At 75.4% G+C, this 19,166-nt stretch carries 14 protein-coding genes and 1 riboswitch; of the genes, 11 read left to right on the top strand and 3 right to left on the bottom strand.

The annotated features are described in order from the left end of the window. The first annotated feature begins 4 nt into the window (after nucleotides 1-4). From hpnH to NPS70_RS22040, 5 genes are all read left to right on the top strand, one after another. The gene (gene hpnH, locus NPS70_RS22060; RefSeq protein WP_256526098.1) at nucleotides 5-1,024 is read left to right on the top strand and encodes an adenosyl-hopene transferase HpnH; all 1,020 of its coding nucleotides are present in this window, start codon (nucleotides 5-7) and stop codon (nucleotides 1,022-1,024) included. Between the two features lie 76 nt (nucleotides 1,025-1,100). Next, complete coding sequence (locus tag NPS70_RS22055) at nucleotides 1,101-2,495, top strand: aspartate aminotransferase family protein (RefSeq protein ID WP_256526097.1); 1,395 nt, start codon at nucleotides 1,101-1,103, stop codon at nucleotides 2,493-2,495. Nucleotides 2,496-2,730: 235 nt separating this feature from the next. Next, nucleotides 2,731-3,393 (top strand): class I SAM-dependent methyltransferase, encoded by a 663-nt coding sequence (locus NPS70_RS22050; protein ID WP_256526096.1) that lies wholly within the window; start codon nucleotides 2,731-2,733, stop codon nucleotides 3,391-3,393. A gap of 417 nt (nucleotides 3,394-3,810) precedes the next feature. Further along, nucleotides 3,811-4,410, top strand: a complete 600-nt coding sequence (locus tag NPS70_RS22045; protein WP_256526095.1) for a helix-turn-helix domain-containing protein — start codon at nucleotides 3,811-3,813, stop codon at nucleotides 4,408-4,410. Between the two features lie 21 nt (nucleotides 4,411-4,431). Then, on the top strand, nucleotides 4,432-4,596 hold the full coding sequence (locus tag NPS70_RS22040; protein WP_256526094.1) for a DUF6126 family protein: 165 nt from the start codon (nucleotides 4,432-4,434) through the stop codon (nucleotides 4,594-4,596). Between the two features lie 67 nt (nucleotides 4,597-4,663). Here the strand turns inward: NPS70_RS22040 and NPS70_RS22035 are convergent, their stop codons facing one another. Next, entirely contained in the window at nucleotides 4,664-5,476 is an 813-nt protein-coding gene (locus NPS70_RS22035; RefSeq protein WP_256526093.1) for a tyrosine-protein phosphatase, read from the bottom strand. Between the two features lie 577 nt (nucleotides 5,477-6,053). After that, nucleotides 6,054-6,211, top strand: a riboswitch (cyclic di-AMP (ydaO/yuaA leader). 4 nt (nucleotides 6,212-6,215) lie between these two features. Here NPS70_RS22035 and NPS70_RS22030 point away from each other — a divergent pair. Together NPS70_RS22030 and NPS70_RS22025 are read left to right on the top strand one after the other, a co-directional pair. After that, a complete protein-coding gene (locus NPS70_RS22030; protein WP_256526092.1) occupies nucleotides 6,216-7,169 on the top strand; it encodes a M23 family metallopeptidase in 954 nt (317 codons plus the stop codon). A gap of 204 nt (nucleotides 7,170-7,373) precedes the next feature. After that, entirely contained in the window at nucleotides 7,374-8,165 is a 792-nt protein-coding gene (locus NPS70_RS22025; RefSeq protein ID WP_256526091.1) for an SGNH/GDSL hydrolase family protein, read from the top strand. Between the two features lie 95 nt (nucleotides 8,166-8,260). On the opposite strand, the gene NPS70_RS22020 is transcribed toward NPS70_RS22025, so the two are convergent. Next, nucleotides 8,261-8,881, bottom strand: coding sequence for a TetR/AcrR family transcriptional regulator (locus tag NPS70_RS22020; protein WP_256526090.1), 621 nt, complete (start codon nucleotides 8,879-8,881; stop codon nucleotides 8,261-8,263). A gap of 526 nt (nucleotides 8,882-9,407) precedes the next feature. On the opposite strand from NPS70_RS22020, the gene NPS70_RS22015 reads away from it, so the two are divergent. Further along, complete coding sequence (locus tag NPS70_RS22015) at nucleotides 9,408-10,601, top strand: MBL fold metallo-hydrolase (protein ID WP_256526089.1); 1,194 nt, start codon at nucleotides 9,408-9,410, stop codon at nucleotides 10,599-10,601. 78 nt (nucleotides 10,602-10,679) lie between these two features. Here the strand turns inward: NPS70_RS22015 and NPS70_RS22010 are convergent, their stop codons facing one another. Next, nucleotides 10,680-11,261 (bottom strand): 3'-5' exonuclease, encoded by a 582-nt coding sequence (locus NPS70_RS22010; protein WP_256526088.1) that lies wholly within the window; start codon nucleotides 11,259-11,261, stop codon nucleotides 10,680-10,682. Between the two features lie 392 nt (nucleotides 11,262-11,653). Here NPS70_RS22010 and NPS70_RS22005 point away from each other — a divergent pair, with 392 nt between their 5' ends. The 3 genes from NPS70_RS22005 to NPS70_RS21995 all read left to right on the top strand — a co-directional run bounded on the left by NPS70_RS22005 (nucleotide 11,654) and on the right by NPS70_RS21995 (nucleotide 19,157). Further along, nucleotides 11,654-12,520 (top strand): DUF4132 domain-containing protein, encoded by an 867-nt coding sequence (locus NPS70_RS22005; RefSeq protein ID WP_256526087.1) that lies wholly within the window; start codon nucleotides 11,654-11,656, stop codon nucleotides 12,518-12,520. After that, complete coding sequence (locus NPS70_RS22000; RefSeq protein WP_256526086.1) at nucleotides 12,517-17,496, top strand: DNA-binding protein; 4,980 nt, start codon at nucleotides 12,517-12,519, stop codon at nucleotides 17,494-17,496. The genes NPS70_RS22005 and NPS70_RS22000 overlap by 4 nt, the downstream gene beginning before the upstream one ends. 476 nt (nucleotides 17,497-17,972) lie before the next feature. Beyond that, complete coding sequence (locus NPS70_RS21995; RefSeq protein WP_256526085.1) at nucleotides 17,973-19,157, top strand: AAA family ATPase; 1,185 nt, start codon at nucleotides 17,973-17,975, stop codon at nucleotides 19,155-19,157. Nucleotides 19,158-19,166 lie beyond the last annotated feature (9 nt).

The raw sequence follows: 19,166 nt of genomic DNA, 5'->3' as shown, positions 1-19,166 counted from the left end.
CCAGATGGCCATGCCGCTCCGCCAGACCATCAGGGTCGGGACCTATCTCTTCGAACAGAAGCTCCGCAGGCGCGAGAAGTTCCCGCTGATCGTCGAGCTGGAGCCGCTGTACGCCTGCAACCTCGCCTGCGAGGGGTGCGGGAAGATCCAGCACCCGGCCGGGGTGCTCAAGCAGCGGATGCCGGTGGCGCAGGCGGTCGGGGCGGTGCTGGAGTCCGGCGCCCCGATGGTCTCCATCGCGGGCGGCGAACCGCTGATGCACCCCCAGATCGACGAGATCGTGCGCCAGTTGGTCGCCCGCCGCAAGTACGTCTTCCTGTGCACCAACGCCGTGCTGCTGCGCAAGAAGATCGAGAAGTTCACCCCCTCCCCGTACTTCGCCTTCGCCGTGCACATCGACGGGCTGCGCGAGCGCCACGACGAGTCGGTGGCCAAGGAGGGCGTGTTCGACGAGGCGGTGGCCGCGATCAAGGAGGCCAAGCGCCGGGGGTTCCGGGTCACCACCAACTCGACCTTCTTCAACACCGACACCCCCCAGACCGTCGTCGAGGTGCTCGACTACCTCAACGACGAGCTGCGCGTGGACGAGATGATGATCTCGCCCGCCTACGCCTACGAGAAGGCACCGGACCAGGAGCACTTCCTCGGCGTGGAGCAGACCCGCGAACTGTTCCGCAAGGCCTTCGCGGGGGGCAACCGCCGCCGCTGGCGCCTGAACCACTCCCCGCTCTTCCTCGACTTCCTGGAGGGCAGGGCCGACTTCCCCTGCACCGCCTGGGCCATCCCCAACTACTCGCTCTTCGGATGGCAGCGGCCCTGCTACCTGATGAGCGACGGCTACGTCCCGACCTACCGCCAGCTGGTCGAGGAGACCGACTGGGACGCCTACGGCCGGGGGAAGGACGCCCGCTGCGCCAACTGCATGGCGCACTGCGGGTACGAGCCCACGGCCGTCCTCGCCACGATGGGCTCCCTCAAGGAGTCCCTGCGGGCGGCGCGGGAGTCGGTCGGCGGCACGCGGTGAACGAGGCGCGCGGGCGGCGCGGTGCCGCCCGCGCGCACGGCGGCCGAGCGGTCCACGAGACGAGGAGAACCGAGCGATGACCCGGGCACCGGGGGGTTTCGACCTGGCGGAGCTGCTGGCGCGGCGCGGAGGCGAGCGCTATGCGCTGCACAGCCGCCACCTCAACCACCAACTGCCGCGGATGCTGCACACCCTCGGCTTCGACAAGGTCTACGAACGCGCCGAAGGCGCCTACTTCTGGGACGCGGACGGCAACGACTACCTGGACATGCTGGCCGGCTTCGGCGTCATGGGCCTGGGCCGCCACCACCCGGTCGTACGCCGCGCCCTGCACGACGTGCTCGACGCCCAGCTCGCCGACCTGACCCGCTTCGACTGCCAGCCGCTGCCCGGGCTGCTCGCCGAGAAGCTCCTCGGGCACACCCCCCACCTGGAGCGGGTCTTCTTCGGCAACAGCGGTACGGAGGCCGTGGAGACGGCGCTGAAGTTCGCCCGGTACGCCACCGGGCGCCCCAGGATCCTCTACTGCACCCACGCCTTCCACGGGCTGACCGCCGGCTCCCTCTCCGTCAACGGCGAGAGCGGGTTCCGTGAGGGCTTCGCGCCCCTGCTGCCCGACACCCCGATCGAGCTGGGCGACCTCGACGCCCTGGAGCGGGAGCTGGCCCGGGGGGACGTGGCCGGACTGGTCGTCGAGCCGATCCAGGGCAAGGGGGTCCACCCGGCCCCGCCCGGCTTCCTGCCGGGAGCCCAGGAGCTGCTGCACCGGCACGGTGCCCTGCTGATCGCCGACGAGGTGCAGACCGGCCTCGGGCGCACCGGCGACTTCTACGCCTTCCAGTACGAGGCCGGTGTCGAGCCCGACCTGGTGTGCGTGGCCAAGGCGCTCTCCGGTGGCTACGTCCCCGTGGGCGCGACCCTGGGGCGGGACTGGATCTTCAAGAAGGTCTACTCCTCGATGGACCGGGTCCTGGTGCACTCGGCCAGCTTCGGCTCGAACGCCCAGGCCATGGCCGCCGGGCTCGCGGTGCTGGCGGTGCTGGAGGACGAGCAGGTCGTGGCCAACGCCCGGGTGACGGGGGAACTCCTGCGCTCCCGGCTCGCCGCCCTGGTGGACCGTTACGAACTGCTCCACGAGGTACGCGGCCGGGGACTGATGATCGGCATCGAGTTCGGCCGGCCCGAGTCCCTGGGCCTGCGCGGCCGCTGGGCGATGCTCCAGGCGGCCCGCAGGGGGCTCTTCGCGCAGACGGTGGTCCACCCCCTGCTCCACCGCCACCGGATCCTCACCCAGGTCTCCGGGGACCGCCTGGAGGTCATCAAGCTGATCCCGCCGCTGATCATCGGCGAGGCGGAGGTGGACCGCTTCGTGTCCGCCTTCACCGCGGTGATGGACGACGCGCATTCCGGCGGCGGTCTGCTGTGGGACTTCGGCCGGACCCTGGTCAGGCAGGCCGTCTCCGGTCGCTGACCTGCACGTCGGAACCGGCGGACCCCGCCCGGGCGGGGTCCGCCGGTTCCCCGCGGAGCCCGGCCCCGCGGGCGCCCGGTCGCGGAACCGGCGGGCCGCCGCTCCCGGTGCTCCCTGCCCCGCCGCGGAGCAGTGCGGGGCCTCCGTCCCGGCGGCCGGGTTCGTCCGCCGCGGCGGCGGGGCAGCCGCCACGGGCACCGGGAAGCGGCTGCGGACCGGGTGCTAGCGTGCCTCCGTGTCGGACCACCAGGACGGGACCAGGGCGGCCTACGACGAGGTCGCCGAGCTGTACGCGTCGATGTTCGCCGACCGGCTGGAGACGCAGCCGTTCGCGCGGAACATGATCAACACCTTCGCGGAGCTGGTGCGCGGGACGGGCAATCCGCGGGCGGCCGACGTCGGCTGCGGGCCCGGGCACCTGACGGCCATGCTGCACGAGCTGGGGCTCGAGGCGTTCGGGCTCGACCTCTCCCCGGCCATGGTCGGCCACGCCCGGCGGATCCGTCCGGCGCTGTGCTTCGCCGAGGCGCGGATGGAGGCCCTGCCGGTCGGGGACGGCGCGCTCGGGGGAGTGCTGGCCCACTACTCGATGATCCACACGCCTCCGCGGGAACTGCCCGCGCTGCTCGCGGAGCAGGCGCGCGTCCTGGAGCCAGGGGGGCTGCTCCTGGTCTCGTTCTTCGCGACCGGGGCACCCGAGCCGGTCCGCTTCGACCACAGGGTGGCCCCCGCCTACAGCTGGCCGCCGGACCGGCTCGCCGGGCTCCTGGCCGGGGCCGGGTTCGCCGTGTTCGCCAGGCTGCTCCACGACCCGGCCTCCGAGCGGGGCTTCCTCGACGCCCACCTGCTGGCCCGCCTGCGCGAGGAGTACCGACCCGCAGGCCCGTCCCCTCGCTGACGGGTGGTGGCCGCGTCGTCGGGGCTTCGCCCGTCGCGCTGTCCCGTCTGAGCCGTGCGACCGCACCAGCCGCACACCGGGGCTCCGGCAGCCGGGCGGACGAGGCCGTGCGTCGGGCGGCCCCGGGGCCCGGCTCCTCCACCGTCCGCAGGGCGGGGGACCTGCGGGGGCCGGGAAGGGCGCCGCCGGGGTGCCGAAGGGCCGTCGCCGGATGCCGCCACGCCGGACCGGGGGGCGCCTCCCCGGTGCGTGCGGCCCGACGCCCGTGGAGTCCGGGGGCGTCGGCGGCAACGGGATCGTGCCGGAAGCCGGGCGGGGGTCCGCTCCCGGGGCGCCGTCCACGGCCGGCCCCGGAGGTCCCTTTGCCTCCGAGGCAAGAAACTTGCCCGGGCGGCAAAAGAGTGGCGGAATGGAGGCATGACCACTTCCGCCGACCCGGCGCCCGAGGGGCTCGACGCCGTCGCCCCGAGACTACGGGACCTGCGCCGGGGCAGGGGGCTCACCCTGGAGTCCGCGGCCCGCCGAGCCGGACTCTCCCCGGCGCACCTCTCCCGGTTGGAGACGGGCAACCGCCAGCCCTCGCTGCCCCTGCTGCTCGCCCTCGCCCGCGTCTACGGCACCACCGTGGGCGAGGTGCTCGGCGAGCAGGCCCCCGAACGCGAGCCTGTGGTCAGAGCGGGCCGCCACGAGCCGGTCCGGGCGGACGGCTGGACCTACCACCAGGCCGGCCCACCCGGCCGGGCCATGCAGGCGCTGCGGGTCACCGTGCCCTACGGGACCCAGGGCGACCTGGTCCGGGTGCACCCCGGCGAGGAGTGGCTGCACGTCGTCGAGGGCCGGCTGCGGCTCGCGCTCGGCGACACCGTGCACGAGCTGGGGCCGGGGGACAGCGCCCACTTCGACTCGGAGACCCCCCACCGCATCGCCGCCGCCGAACCCGGCGGCGCCGAGCTGCTCTTCGTCCACACGCTGCTCCGGAGCCCCGACCCCCATCCCCACGGATCCGTCCGTCCCTGACCCGAGACAGGTGATCACGCGATGTCCCACGACCCCTTGGACGGCCGCAGCGGTGAGGCCGGCGGACCGCGCGGGGACCGCTTCCCCCGCGGCCTGGTGATACGCCTCTTCGCCTACCTGGTCGCCGGCCACGTCATCGCGGCCTTCCTCTACCTGCTGTTCCTGGTGGGAGGCTCGAACCAGTAGACCGGGCGCCCCCCAGGGGGCGGCGCGCACCCCGGGGGTCAGCGGACCCCCGGGGTGCGTCGCGGGCTCAGGCGCCGTCGAGGAGCCGCCCGCGCAGCCGCTCACGGGTGGCGGGGGAGAGGCCGAGCCCCTCGGACAGATAGCGCTCCGTGCCGCCCCAGGTGTCGTCGATGGTCTCGAAGGCCGCCTCCAGATAGGAGGCGCGGGCGTCGAAGAGGGGGTTCAGCAGCTCCATGACCGCGGCCGACATCCCCTCGGGGGCACCGGGCCCGCGCTGGACCCGGTAGCGGCGGTGCGGGTCGTTGGACTTGAGGTAGTCGGCCTCGATCGCGTCGCGCTCCACGCCGACGGCCAGCAGGGTCACGGCCACCGACAGGCCGGCGCGGTCCTTGCCCGCCGCGCAGTGCATCAGGGCCGGGACGCTGTCCTCGGCGATCGCGTGGAGCACGCGGCCGTGCTCCGCGGTCCGCTCCCGGATGATCGAGCGGTAGGACTCCGTCATGCGCGCCGCACCCTTGCCGTCGGCGAGGATCGCCTTCAGCTGCTCCAGGTCGCCGTCGCGCACCATCCGCCAGAACTCGGCGCCGTCGGCCGGGTCGCTGAGGGGGAGGTTGAGGTTGCGCACCCCGGGGAGGTCGACGTCCGGTCCCTCCAGCCGCTGGTCCGCCGCGTTGCGGAAGTCGAAGATCGTGTGGAGCCCGAGTGAGGCGAGGAACGCCGCGTCGGCGGCGGTCGCGTGTGCGAGGTGACCGCTGCGGTAGAGCCTGCCGTGGCGGACTGTGCGGCCGTCGACGGTCGGCAGCCCGCCCACGTCCCGGAAGTTTCGGACTCCGGCGAGCTCGGGCTCGGCCGACGGGGCCTGCGGCAGCTGCTGCGTCACATGGACTCCTTCGGGTCACAGCCGTCGGCGGGGAGCCGACGAGGGCGCGAACCCGACGATACGACATCCGTTTCATGCGGCAACCATCTCGGCCGGGGGCGCGGGAGGCGTCGGGCACCGGGCTTCCGACCCGGCCCGCGCCCCTGTGCCCTGTGGCGCCGGTCCGCACTCTCCCGGCGCGGGGCCGGTGGCGGTGCGGGAGGGGCCGGACCGGTGGACGGGAATGCGGGCGAAGGGGACGAGCTCTCCCGATCTTGCGGGGCAAGTGCACTATTCGATAAGCCTTCGCGTTTTCTGTCCGAATTGACTTCTTGGGTGGGTGGTGTCCTTTCCTGGGCGAAATGGGAATGCCCGGGTGAGCAGGATCATAATCGTGACGCACCGTGGCCGCTGTCGGGGTGTCAGTTCCAGCTCGGGGGCGGAAGTTGACGGGTGGTCGCCCACGCAGGGTGATGGGGTGCGGTGATCGTGCGGGAGTTCCCGGGGGGCGGTGGATCGGGACGGGTTGTTCCGTCGCGGCGGCTCGCCTACGGTCACGCTCAATCCGGACGGACCGCCTAATCCTGCCGCCGACCGGAGTTCGCACTCACCCATGCGTGGCAGGAGCGGGGGACCCAGGTAGTACGCCGTATCCGGATGATTTCGGACGGCTTGGGGTGAAATCGCGCGTACTGCGCGATCGGGCATCTCCAGCTCGAACCCGACAGCTCACCTCGCAGGCGCCGGAGAGGAATGCGCCATGCCCGGAAAGGGTAAGCACCGCCGTCCCAAGTCCACCTCGCTGACCCGCGGTTTCGTCGTCGCGGGCACCGGCGGCGCCGCCATCGCCCTGCCGCTGCTCGGCGCCGCGGGCGCCCACGCGGCCACGGGCCAGGCACCCGCCACCGCACCCGCCCGGGCCGCCGCCGCGGTGCCCGCGACCGCCCCGGCGGCGGCCCCGGCCGCGCAGGCGCCCCGCACGTACACCGTCGTCCCCGGGGACTGCCTGTCGCAGATCGCCGAGGACAGCGGCCTCCGCGGTGGCTGGAAGCAGCTCTACAACGACAACCGCCGCGCCATCGGTGCCGACCCCTCGCTGATCCACCCGGGGCTGGAGCTCACCATCGGCGCGAAGTCCGCGGCGAAGAACGACCCCGAGGTGCGCACCGGATCGGCCCCCCGCGCCTCGCGTGACGACGCCCGCGAGGCGGCCCCGGCCGAGGCCGCCGAACCGGCCAGGACCGCCGCCCCGGCGAAGAAGGCCGCCGCCGCGCCCGCGGAGAAGCCCGCCGCCGAGGCCCCCGCCTCCGGCTTCAGCGCCCCCATCCCCGGGGCCACCGTCTCCACGCCGTACCGCCAGAGCGGCGCCATGTGGTCCAGCGGCTACCACACCGGTGTCGACTTCATCGCCTCCACCGGCACCTCGGTCAAGGCCGTGGGCGCCGGGACCGTGGTCTCCGCGGGCTGGGCCGGGGCCTACGGCAACGAGGTCGTGATCCGCCACACCGACGGCACCTACTCGCAGTACGCCCACCTCTCCTCGCTCTCCGTCTCCGGCGGCCAGCAGGTGAGCGGCGGCCAGCAGATCGGGCTCTCCGGCTCCACCGGCAACTCCACCGGCCCGCACCTGCACTTCGAGATCCGCACCGGTTCCTCCTACGGCACGGACATCGACCCGGTTGCCTACCTGCGCCAGCACGGCGTCTCGGTCTGACGCTTCCCGCACGCCTCCACCGCCGGCCCCGCCGGCGGCGGAGGGCTCCGCGGACCTCGACGAATCCCCCGCACCGCCACCCGCGGAGCGGGGGACTCCGCGTATTCCGGCTTGGGGGAAACTTGACCGGTGGTAAAGATCACCCGGCGTCAACCCCTCCCTACGGTCGCGTAGGTCACATCCGGGCGGGAAAAATACTGTCCCGTGGCAGACGATTCGAGAACACGGACCAGCGGCACATTCGGGTCGTACGCAGCGATCGGTGACAGCTTCACCGAGGGTGTCGGCGACCCCGGACCGGACGGCGCGTTCGTCGGCTGGGCCGACCGCTTCGCGGTGATCCTGGACGACCTCGCGCCGGAGGGCGCCTTCCGCTACGCCAACCTGGCCGTGCGCGGCAAGCTCCTCGACCAGATCGTGGCCGACCAGGTCCCGAGGGCGAAGGAGCTCGCCCCCGACCTGGTCTCCTTCTGCGCGGGCGGCAACGACATCATCCGCCCCGGCACAGACCCCGACGACGTCGCAGCCCGCTTCGAGCGCGCCGTGGCGGATCTGACCTCCTCGGTCGGCACGGTCATGGTGACCACCGGCTTCGACACCCGGGACGTCCCCGTCCTGCGCCACCTGCGGGGCAAGATCGCCACCTACACCGCACACGTCAGGGCGATCGCCGACCGCTACGGCTGCCCCGTCCTCGACCTCTGGTCCCTGAGGTCCGTGCAGGACCGGCGGGCCTGGGACGCCGACCGGCTGCACCTCTCCCCCGAGGGGCACACCCGGGTCGCGCTCCGGGCCGCCCAGGTGCTCGGCATCGAGGTGCCCGCCGACCCCGACCAGCCCTGGCCGCCGCTGCCCCCGCGGGGCGCCCTGGAGGTGCGTCGCGACGACATCCACTGGGCCCGCGACCACCTGGTGCCCTGGATCGGCCGCCGCCTGCGCGGCCAGAGCTCCGGCGACCACGTCGAGGCCAAGCGCCCGGACCTCATGCCCCTGTGAGGCACCGCGGCCGCCCCGCCCCGGATCCCGGGGCCGGGCGGGCCGCCCGGCCGTCCCGCCCGCTCCCGGGCAGGCGGCGCACGGGGACCGGGACCTCAGCCGCCCGCCGGCGCCGGCACCTCCCGGTCCAGCCCCAGCTCGCGGGCGAGCGCGTCGTCCGCCCACTGGAGCATGGCCGCACGGGACACGGCACCGGCGTAGCAGGTCATCTGCACGGCGAGGCCGTCCAGGAAGGCCGTCAGGCGCCAGGCGGCCGCCGCCGGGTCCTCGCAGCAGAACTCGCCCGCCGCGGCGCCCTCCGCGATCACCTCGGCCAGGGCGGACTTCCACTGCTGGTCGAGCCCGCGCGACAGATCGCGCAGGTCCGGATCGCGCAGCGACATCGACCACGCCTCGATCCACAGGCGCCACCCCTTGGCCTGACCCGTCGGCGCGTACCAGCGCACCGCCGAGCGCAGGCGCCGCAGCGCGGAGGTGCGCCGGGCGGCGATCTTGCGCAGATGCCGCAGGTCGGCGTCGGCGGCATGGCTGAACGCGGCGGCCACCAGCTGCTCCCTGGAGGAGAAGTGGTAGAGGACGAGAGCGTTGCTGACACCGAGCGCGGTGGCGACGTCGGCGATCCGCACCGCCGCCGCACCGCGCTGCTCGATCTGCTCCACGGCGGCGTTCAGCAGCTCCTCCCGGCGCTGCGCAACGCTCAATCGGACTCTGGCCACGGCCGTCACCCTACACAGCGGATCTTGGCGCGGGTCCAGAGTGCGGAGGCTCTAATTCCGGTCATTCCGTGGGAGCGGCGCAGCGCTCCGCGGCCCGGCTCCCACACGCCGTGCATCCCGGTGTCCCGGCTGCCCGGCGCCGGGTGCCCCACCGGCTCGGGCACCCGCCGCGGACCCGCCACGGGTGCCCCGGGTGCCGGGAAGGGGCGGGGCGCCGACGGCGAGCGGGGCATGGCGGCCTCCTGAGGCGGTGTCCGGATCTCCACCCGTACGACGGGGCGGGCCCGGCCGGATGTGACACCCGCCCCGGACGCCCCCCCCGCCCCCGGACGCCCCCCGCCCGCGGACGCCGCCGTGGCCCGGCGTCCGCCCCGAGGAGGGGGCGCCACGGGCACGTCCGGCGGCCCGGCGGGGAACACGGCGACCCGCGCACACGTTGCCCGGGGACCGCGGGCGCCCGTCCGGACCGGCCGGAGTGCCGGGGAAAACCCATAATGGAAGCAACCGCCGACCACCAGGAGGTGCCGTGACCGGCGCAGGTCCCTTCCACCCGCTGCGTGCGCGGCTGCGCGCCCTCAGGACCGCCGCCTTCGGCGCCGACCCTTCGGGTGAGCGCCTGCAGCGCATCCGGAACTCGCCCAACTTCTCCGACGGCTCCTTCCGGAACCCGGTCGGCGCCCGGACGCGCCCCTCCGGCGCCTCCCTGTCGGAATTCGCCCGGATCTACTTCGAGAAGGAGGCGCGGGCCCGCCGCAGCCCGTCCGGCACGGTGCCCGTCCACGGCACCACCCTCGCCGACCTGGCCCGGCGGCCCGCCTCCGGCCTGCGTCTGACCTGGATGGGGCACTCCAGCGTCCTGGCGGAGATCGACGGCCGGCGGGTCCTGTTCGACCCCGTCTGGGGGCAGCGCTGCTCCCCCTTCGACTTCGTCGGCCCCCGCAGACTGCACCGCGTGCCCGTCCCGCTGGCCTCCCTCGGCACCGTCGACGCCGTGGTGATCTCGCACGACCACTACGACCACCTCGACCTTCCCACGATCCGCGACCTCGTCGGGTCCGGCACCGTCTTCGCGGTGCCCCTGGGGGTCGGGGCCCATCTGGAGCGCTGGGGCGTGGCACCGGACCGGCTGCGCGAGCTCGACTGGAACGAGACCACCGACATCGCGGGCCTGCGCCTGACCGCCACCCCGGCACGCCACTTCTGCGGCCGGGGCCTGCGCAACCGGCAGCACGCCCTGTGGGCCTCCTGGGCCGTCGCCGGGCCCGAGCACCGGATCTACCACAGCGGGGACACGGGGTACTTCCCCGGCTTCGCCGACATCGGTGCCCAGCACGGCCCCTTCGACGCCACCATGATCCAGATCGGTGCCTACTCGGACTACTGGCCGGACATCCACATGCGCCCCGACGAGGGGCTGCGGGCCCACCTCGACCTCCAGGGCGGAGTTCCGGCGGGAGTCCTCCTGCCCATCCACTGGGGCACCTTCAACCTCGCACCCCACCCGTGGGCCGAGCCGGGGGAGTGGACGAGGGACGCGGCCGACGAGGCGGGCCAGGCCGCCGCCTTCCCCCGTCCGGGCGAGCCCTTCGAACCGTCGGGCGCCCTGCCCGCCGACCCCTGGTGGCGCGCGGTGTCCGCGCCGCTCACCCCCGCCTGGCGCCCGCCGGAGCGGGCGGAGGCCCCCGCCGAGGCCCGCAGGGGCGATCTCGACCTCGCCTGAGCGGCGGGCCCGCACCGGCACGGCGGCACGCACCCGGTGCTCCCGCGCCGCAGCGCGCCCGCTGCGGCCCGGGACCGCTCACCCCGGCGCGCCCTCCGCCGTCGGCCACGCCCCCTGCTCCGCGAGAGCGAGCACCAGCGCGGCGATGTTCCAGGCGTCGTCCTCGCCCCGGTGGTGGCGGCCCTCCAGGGGCAGTCCGGCGAGGTCCAGCGCCTGCGCCATGCCCGGGCGCCTGCGCAGTCCCCGGGCCTCGGTGAACACGGCCTTGGCGTTGGTGTGCCGGGAGCCGAAGGGGTAGGGGGTGGCGGTGGCCCGGCACTGCCGGGTGAACTGCCTGCGGTCGTAGTCGCCCCAGCTGGCCCACGGACGCCGCCCGGCCCGGTGCTCGGCGGCGAGCTCGCGGCAGGCCTCGGCGAAGGACAGTCCGCCGTCCACCTCGTCCTGCGTCAGACCTGTCAGATCGGTGCAGAAGGGGCTCACCGACGAGCGCGCGGGCCGCACCAGGATCCGGTGCCTGGCCAGCCGCTCCCGCGCGGCCAGGTCCACCACCGTCAGCCCGATCTCGATGATCTCGCTGACCTCGCCCGGCGGGGGCCGGTCCTCCCAGCAAGTGGCCTCGACGTCCACGACGTTCAGCAGCGATATCCCGTCAGCGTCCATGAGGGGAGCCTAAGGCCTGTCCCGCCCTGCCCGGCGGGCCCACGAGGGCAGCCACGTCACCCCGCCGCACCGCCCGCACCGGTCGGGAACGCGGCCCTCCGCCGTGCGGTGCACCGTACCGGAGGGCCGCACACCGATCCACCGGGGTGTGACAGGACGGCCCTCGGCCCGCAGGGCCCTCCCGAGCCACCCGCAATCGCCGCGTGCGCGGGCCGGGGCACGCGACCGGAGCGCGGCGCCCCCGGACCGCTCGCCGCGGCCCCCGGACCGGTTGTCGGTGGCGGCACCTAGTGTTCGGTGCGTCAGTACGGCGTTGCCGGAGGCCGTGGCGCGGGTGTGCCCGGGCCTTCGGCGTGTGCGCCGGTGCACGTGCGCGAAGGGCGGGGACTGCGGTGGGTTGGCTGGCAGCGGGAGACGGGTACGAAATCGCCCTGGTGGGGGGCCGGGTGACCGCCCGGTCGACGACCGGGCGGTCCGCGGGGCGGCAGTTGAAGACGCTGCCGAAGGCACTCAGGGACCACCCCGAGGTCGACCGGCTGCGGCGCTTCGCGCGGTGGCTGGACCGGCACGCCGAGGACTGCCTGGCCCGCGTGGACAACTGGATGGTCTCCTCCCTGCCGGTGCCGACCGGGCTGCTGGCGCGGGTGTGGCCGGACGAGGCGTGGCAGTCCGCGCTGCGCGACCTGGTGGTCGTCGGCGAGGACCCGGAGGAGCCCGGTCTGCTGAGGGATGTCACCGGGTCCGGCGAGCTGCGGGTGGTGAACCTCGACGGCGAGACCGTGCGGATGGCGCCGCCGACGGTGCTGCTGCCGCACCCCGTCCTGCTGCCCGACCTCGACGAGCTGCGGGAGTTCGCCGCCGAGTTGGGCGTGGTGCAGAAGGTCGAGCAGATCCACCGGGCGACCTGGCGCACACCGGAGCACCCCGCCCCGGGGAGCACCGAGGTCAGGGAGTACGCCGGAGGGGCGTACACCTCGCGGTTCGGTCTGGCGGCGCGCGCCGCCTCGCTCGGCTACCGGGTCTCGGGCGGCAGCGCCACCTGCCTCGTACGGGAGGCCGGGCGGACCACCGAGGCGGCGGTGTGGATCGGGGAGCCCTACTGGGACGACGACACCGAGACCGGCGCCCTGCAGTGGCGGGACGGCGACGGCCGGGTCCTGAGGCTGCGCGACGTCGGACCCGTGGCCTGGTCCGAGGGCATGCGGATGGCCGCGGCACTGCACGCCGGCCGGATCATCGAGGAAGGCAAGGACGCATGAGCAACCACCCCATGACCCGGGACACCGCCCCGGCGGGACCGGGCACCGATCCGGAGGAGCTGCTGGCGGCCGGTGCGGTGCTGCCGCCCGGCACCGAGGGGGCCGGGCCGGGGGCGGTGGAGCTCACCGCCCGCGCCTACCGCCATCCCGGTCTCCCGGACCGCACGGTGGTGCGCCTGGTCCCCGGGACACTGGGCGGAGCCGAGGACCTGACGTGCGGCTTCATGGGCATGGAGCCCCACGGCCCGCCGGCGGTGGTCGGTGTGGGCACACGCCGGGAGCTGGGCTTCCCGGAGTGGGTGCTGGTCAACCATCCCGAGGACGGGCACCGCGCCCTGGACCTGGTACCGGAGATGGAGCGCGCGGCGCAGCGTGCCAGGACCAAGCCGAAGGCGGCACTGGAGGCGTACCAGAAGCTGGCCGCCAGGCTGGCCGCGTCCGTACCGCACTTCCTGCCCACCTTCCACGAGCAGGCCGGGCGGACCTTCCTCGGAGTGGACAACTTCGCCTTCGCCGGCCGGATGTTCACCGCGGCCCGCCAGGCCGAGGCCGAACACGGCCTGGCGGTCGACGAGGACCGTCTGGACGCGGTGTTCCTGGAGTTCGCGCTCGCGGGAGCGCTGCCGGTGAAGTCGCTGTCCGGATACGCGAAGGAGCTGGCGGCACGGCTCCCCGCGGAGGAGGCGCTGCGGCGCTACGTCCGGTTGTGCGTGCGCCGTACCTCCGGTGGTCTTCCGCCGTCGGCCCAGATGGCCGCGGACGTGCGGCGCCTTGCCAAGGCCGCCCACGGGCAGCGGTCCGGCGAGGCCGAACAGGACTACCTGGCGCAGTTGCTGGGGCTTGCCGGCACGGTGCGGGCGGCAGCCGGCTGGTGGAAGGCCCACCGCACGGCCCTGGCGGCACTCGCCCGCCGGGACGCGGGCGTGCGCGCCACCCTGCTGGACGTCCTGCCGCACAGCGACGACGACGGCCTGTCCGCCCTGTGGCTGGAGATCCTGGAGGAGTCCGGCGCCACCGCCGGGCTGTGCGACGGCGAGGACTCCGGCGCGGTACGCCCCGCCGACGGCAGCGCGGGCTGGCTGGAGCGGTTCCTGGACTTCCGGCGGCACCGGTGGAACCGGCCCGACCGGATGCCGGCCCTGTACACGCTGGTGGAGCGGATGGCCCCGCGGCTGCGACGGGAACTCGCCGAGCGCGCGGCGCCGCTGCCGCACACGGCCGATGTCGACCTGCTGGACCTGCTGCTGGCGCTGGGCCTGCCGGTGGCCGACCCGGGAGAAGGCCGCCTGCGCCTGAACTCCTGGGGGCAGGGGGAGGGGCAGCGGGACCTGCTGGCCCTGGCGGCCGACCCCCGGTTCCGGCCCGCCTTCCTCCGGTCCGCCGACGCGTCCTTCGACGACGAGGACGGAGAGCGCACCGTCCGTCTGCTCGCCGCCTCGCCCGGCGGGCGGCCCCTGCTGACCGAGTGGGTGCGCACGGTCGCCGCGCGGTCGTCGGCCGCCGGCCTGCCCGGCTTCCCCGAAGCCCTGGAGCGGCTGGCCTGGATTCCGGGCGAGGCGCTGGCCCTCGCCCCGGACGAGGTCCGCCGGGCGGCCGCCCGCGGCCGGGTCGACGACCTCCTCGCCCGGACGCTGCGGGCCGGGCTCCTGGACGAACTGGGCTGGCCCGCCTGGGAGGAGGCGGCAACCGCCCTGGTGCGCAAGGAGGACGTGGACGAGCTGATCGTCGCGGAGGCATGGCCCCATCTGGTCGTCGCCGGCCCCACCCAGGCCCGGGTCATCGGCCCCGAGGGCACCGTCCTCACCCACGATCTGCGGATCCCGGCCGGGGACACCTGGCGCGACCCCGGCTTCCACTTCGTGGACGGCGAACTCCTCGTGCACTGGGAGTCCCGGGCACTGGACGGGTCGCTGCGCGGCTACTGGCACACCGCTCCCGGTCGGCCGCAGCCCCTGGAGGGCACGGACAGCCCCCGGGGCCGGCAGATGGACTACTACAGCGGATTCCGCGAGTTCAGCCTCCCGCTCCCCGCGGGCGGCCGGACCACCGGCGGCGGCGTGCTGCACCGGGGGGACAGCGTGCTGCCCGCAGAGCGCCCGGTGATCGGCGACGGCAGCTCGTACTGGGTGTGGGACCGGGAACGGGACGGCGAGGGCTCCGCGGGCGCCGGCCGGGCCGGCGCCGGCTGGTACGCGTACGACCCGGCCACGGGGCAGCGCGGGCCCCGCAGCGTGCCCGCCTTCCTGGCCGACGCGCTGCGCACCGCTCCCGAGGGCAGCACGCTCCTGGAGGCCCGGCTGCTGCCCGCGAACGGCACGGCCGCGTCCGGTGCCCCCGAGGGCGGAGTGCTCGGCTGGCGCGTGGTGGGCCTGCCCGACGGCTCGCAACACGGCACCGACACGGAAGGGCGGGCCGTCACCGTGCCCTCCGGGTGCGGGAGGCCGGTCGCGGCCCTGCTCTTCCCCGGCGACGACCGGCCGCGCGCCGTCACCCGCGGCAGCTACGCGGTCAGCCTGGTCGACCCGGACGGCGCGGTCACCGCCACGGCCGACACCGACGACCCCCCGGGCCCCTTCGGGGAGGGCACCCCGATCCTCCCGCCGGTGGAGTACTGGCACTGCCTGCGCCCCCGGGACCCGGAGGGCTCGGCCGCCCTGCGCCGAGCCGACCGGGACACGGCGGCGGCGCTGCTGAAGGCCGCGTCCACCGACGAGGGGAAGGGCCTCCGGGAGGCGGTGCGCGCACTGATCCCGGCGGTCACCCACGAGGCACTGGTGACGGGCATCGCCGGGGTGGCGCGGTACGCCGCGGCACGCCAGGAGGAACTGGACGAGGTGACCGCACGACTCGACCGGCAGCTCACGGCCACCCGCCACGAGGAGGAACCCGCGGGTCCGGGCGACACCCTCGTCCGGCAGGCCCTCGCCGGACTCGTCGACGGCGGCTACACCCGGTACGGCGAGGCCGACTCCGACCGGGCGCTCCGCCGGATCCGCGCCGTCGCCCGGGCCGCACACGAGGCGCGGCCGACCCCCGCGGACGCGGGAGCCGCGGCCGCCGTCCGCCTCCACCTCGACGGACCTCCCCTGCCGCAGCGCTCCTGGCCGGACCTCCAGGCGTTCGCCGACGGGTGCGCGGCGGCCGCGGTCCGCGCCGCGGCGGTGACCACCGAACCCGAGCACCGCGACACGCTGCTCGCCGTGCTGCGGGAGCTGGACGCCGCGGGAGTCGCATCCGGCGCCGGACCGGCCCCGTGGCGCCGGTTCGAACTGCACCTGGCAGCACAACACCTGACTCCCTATCAGAGCAAGCGGCGCGACGGCGACTGGTCGGGCGTGCTGCCGCTGGACGGCGGCGCCTGCCTCGTGGTCGTCGCCTGGGGCGGCCCGCGCGAGGGGGAGGAGGGCCGTGTCCTCACCGCGCTCCTCCACGACCCCTCTGGTCGCTTCGAGGTGCCCGCCCCGTACACCGTGCGGTCCTCGGAGCCGGTCGGGGAGCCGGACCGCGGTGCCCAGTGGGTGCGCGAGTTCCTGGCCGAGCTGGACGAGCGCGGCCCGGCCCCCTGGCTCCCGGCGGCCGCCGAGGAGTTCGCCCGCCTCACCGGCGTGACCTCCACGACGGCCCGGCTCGTCCTCGCCGGCATGCCCCGTACCGACGAGTTCGGGCGCTTCTCCCTGTCGAAGCAGGCGCGGACCACCCTGGGGGTGAAGGTCGCCGACGCCGCCGTGGCCAAGGACCTCCTGCAGGGCTTCGACGCCCGGTTCCGCCGGGCCGTCACCTCGGCGCTGCTGCCCGCCGAACCGCGGCGGCTGTGGACCGAGGGCCCCGACGTGGCCGCGGCCGCCCGGGTCTGGAACGCCCGGGTGGGCCGGCGGACCCCGATACCCGAGGCGGTGCTCGGCGACGCCGTCCGCGCGGTGCGGACCCGCTGGAAGCCCGCCGAGGTGCTGCCCGCCCTGCTCGACCCCGCCGCCGCGCCCGAGCTCAGCCGGGACCTGAACTGGCAGATCAAGGGCGACCGCGTCCGCCGGGCCGACGGGCAGGACACGGGATTCGACGCGACCGCCCTGGTGGGTGCCGTGGCCCTGGCCGCCTGGCTGGCCCACCGCCTCCCGGAGGGGGACCGGCTGCGCGCGGCGCTGCCCGCCGCGCTGGCCGCGGTCCGGGACAGGCTGGCCCACCCGGGGCTGATGCTGGACCTGGACAGGTACATCGACCTCCCGGACTTCCGTGCGGCGGCCGGCGCCCCCACCGAGACCGGCGACGGATGGGAGCGGTACGGAGCGGTGGTGCTGGCCACCCATGACGACCAGCCCGCGCCCGCGCTGCGCACGGCGCTGCTCGACGCGGCCGGGGAGGACCCCTACCTGCCCGCGCTGCGCGCCGGTACACAGGAGCGCTTCCCCGCCGAGGTGGCCCTGCGCCTGGCACGCGACCCCCGGTTCGGGGCGCTGCTCGCCGGTCCCGGCGACCCGGTGGAGGGGGAGCGGTTCGAGGACGGCACCTGGTGGCCGCAGGACCCGACGCGCTCGGTGCCCCAGCTGGTCGGCGAGGCCGCCGAGGCGTACGGCCTCGGGGCGGACGCCGCCGCGCTGTACCTGATGCTGCTGGCGATGCCCGACCCGACGGACCGCCACACGGCGCGCTGGACCGGGTGGAGACCGGCCCGGCTCAAGGCCGCGCGGGCCGAACTGGCCGCGCACGGGCGCCTGGTGGTGGAGGCGCGGCGCACCCGGGCGGGCCGCTCGCTCTTCCTGCCGGGCGGCTGGACGGCCCTGAGGTCCCCGCTCACACCCCTGGAGCAGTGGAAGCTCCCGCTCTACGGAGACCTGCTCGCGGGCCAGGACTCGCCGCTGGGTGTCGTGGTCCCCGGCGAACCGGCCTCGGACCTGTACCGCAGGGCCTGGACACGCGTCCGGGAGGGCGACGCGCCCCGCTTCGAGGAGCTGGACGTGCCGCGCGGAGGACGCCGCTGAGCCGGTTTGCCCGAAGCCCGCACCCCCGTCCCCGCCCGATCCCCGCCCCCGCTCCCGCCAGCGTCCTGGGCGGCGGCCCCTGCCACCGCCACCCGGCAGGGCCGCCGCGCGGGAGCGGGGTCCCGACGGACGCGCCACCGCCGCGCGGCGCGCCCGGGCCGCCGCGTTCCGCCGCCGCGCAGGCGGACTCGTGGCCACCGCCGCGCGGGCGCACCCGAGTCGGCCACCGGAGCCCGCCCGGCACCGGAGCGGTGCCGGGCGGAGCACCTGCCGCCAGGCGCTGTCGGTGGCCGTCGGTAGCGTGCGTCGCACAGGTCGGCGCCCGGCACCGGGCACCCCGGCGCAGCGCCGACACGTATCCGGCACGCGGGAGACCGTCCGCGGACCCGCGCGCCCCAGCCACCCCGTCCGAGAACCCGGCCGGCCGGCCCCAGCGGCCCCCGAACCGGCCCGTACGACACCGGAGTCCCCAGCCCATGACCCGAACCGCCCCCCGGCCCGCCGGCCCGACGACGGAGCCCCCGGCCACGCAGACCCGGCCGGCCGAGCAGCGCCACGCCGCCGAACTGGCCTTCCTCGCCGCCCTCGACGACGGCCCCCGCCCACCGGGCTGGGCGCTGACCCCGCGTGCCGTGGTCACCTTCGTGTGCGGCAGCGGCGGCGAGCCCCTGGCGCTCACCGGCGAGCCGCCCGCGGGAGTGCCCGCGAAGCTGGAGGTCACCCGGAAGTTCGTGGGGGAACGCTCCCTGGTGGAGCGGTGCGTGGTCACCCTGGCCGGGGAACGCGGACTGCTGCTCGTCGGCGAGCCCGGCACGGCCAAGTCGATGCTCTCCGAACTGCTGGCGGCCGCGGTCTGCGGCACCAGCGCGCTGACCGTCCAGGGCACCGCGGGCACCACCGAGGACGCCTTCCGCTACGGCTGGAACTACGCCCTGCTGCTGGCCCAGGGGCCCAGTCCGGAGGCCCTCGTCGACTCACCGGTCCTCACCGCCATGCGCACGGGGAGGGTCGCCCGCATCGAGGAGGTCACCCGCTGCCTGCCCGAGGTGCAGGACGCCCTGGTGTCGATCCTGTCGGACCGCCGGCTGAGCGTGCCCGAACTCTCCGGCGCCGGGAGCACCGAGGGCCTGGTGCCCGCGGCCCCCGGCTTCACCGTCATCGCCACCGCCAACCTGCGCGACCGCGGTGTCTCGGAGATGTCCGCGGCGCTCAAGCGGCGGTTCAACTTCGAGACCGTCCACCCCATAGCCGACGCCGACGCCGAGACCGCGCTGGTGCGCCGCCAGGCCACGGCGGCGGTGGAGCGGGCCGGGGCGTCCTTCGGGGTGGACGACGCCGTGCTGGACGCCCTGGTCACCGTCTTCCGCGACCTGCGCGCCGGGCGCTCCGACGAGGGCTGGGACGTGGAGCGGCCGGGCACCGTGATGTCCACCGCCGAGGCGGTGCAGGTCGCCGCGTCCCTCGGAGTGGCCTCCGCCTACCTGCCCGCCGGGGACGCCCTCGACCTGATGCCCGGTCACCTCCTCGGCGTGGTCCGCAAGGACGACCCCGCGGACCACGACCGGCTCCTGGGCTACTGGGACGGCCCGGTGCGCCGCCGGGCCGAGAACGGCTCCGCGCTGTGGCGCCGCCTGTGGGACCTGCGGGAGAACCTGCGGTGACGGCACACC

This window comes from Streptomyces sp. C10-9-1, from assembly GCF_024497955.1.
In the GTDB taxonomy this organism is placed as follows: Bacteria; Actinomycetota; Actinomycetes; order Streptomycetales; family Streptomycetaceae; genus Streptomyces; species Streptomyces sanyensis.
The sequence above is the reverse complement of the archived record's forward strand: the minus strand, read 5'-3'. Positions and strand labels throughout refer to the sequence as shown.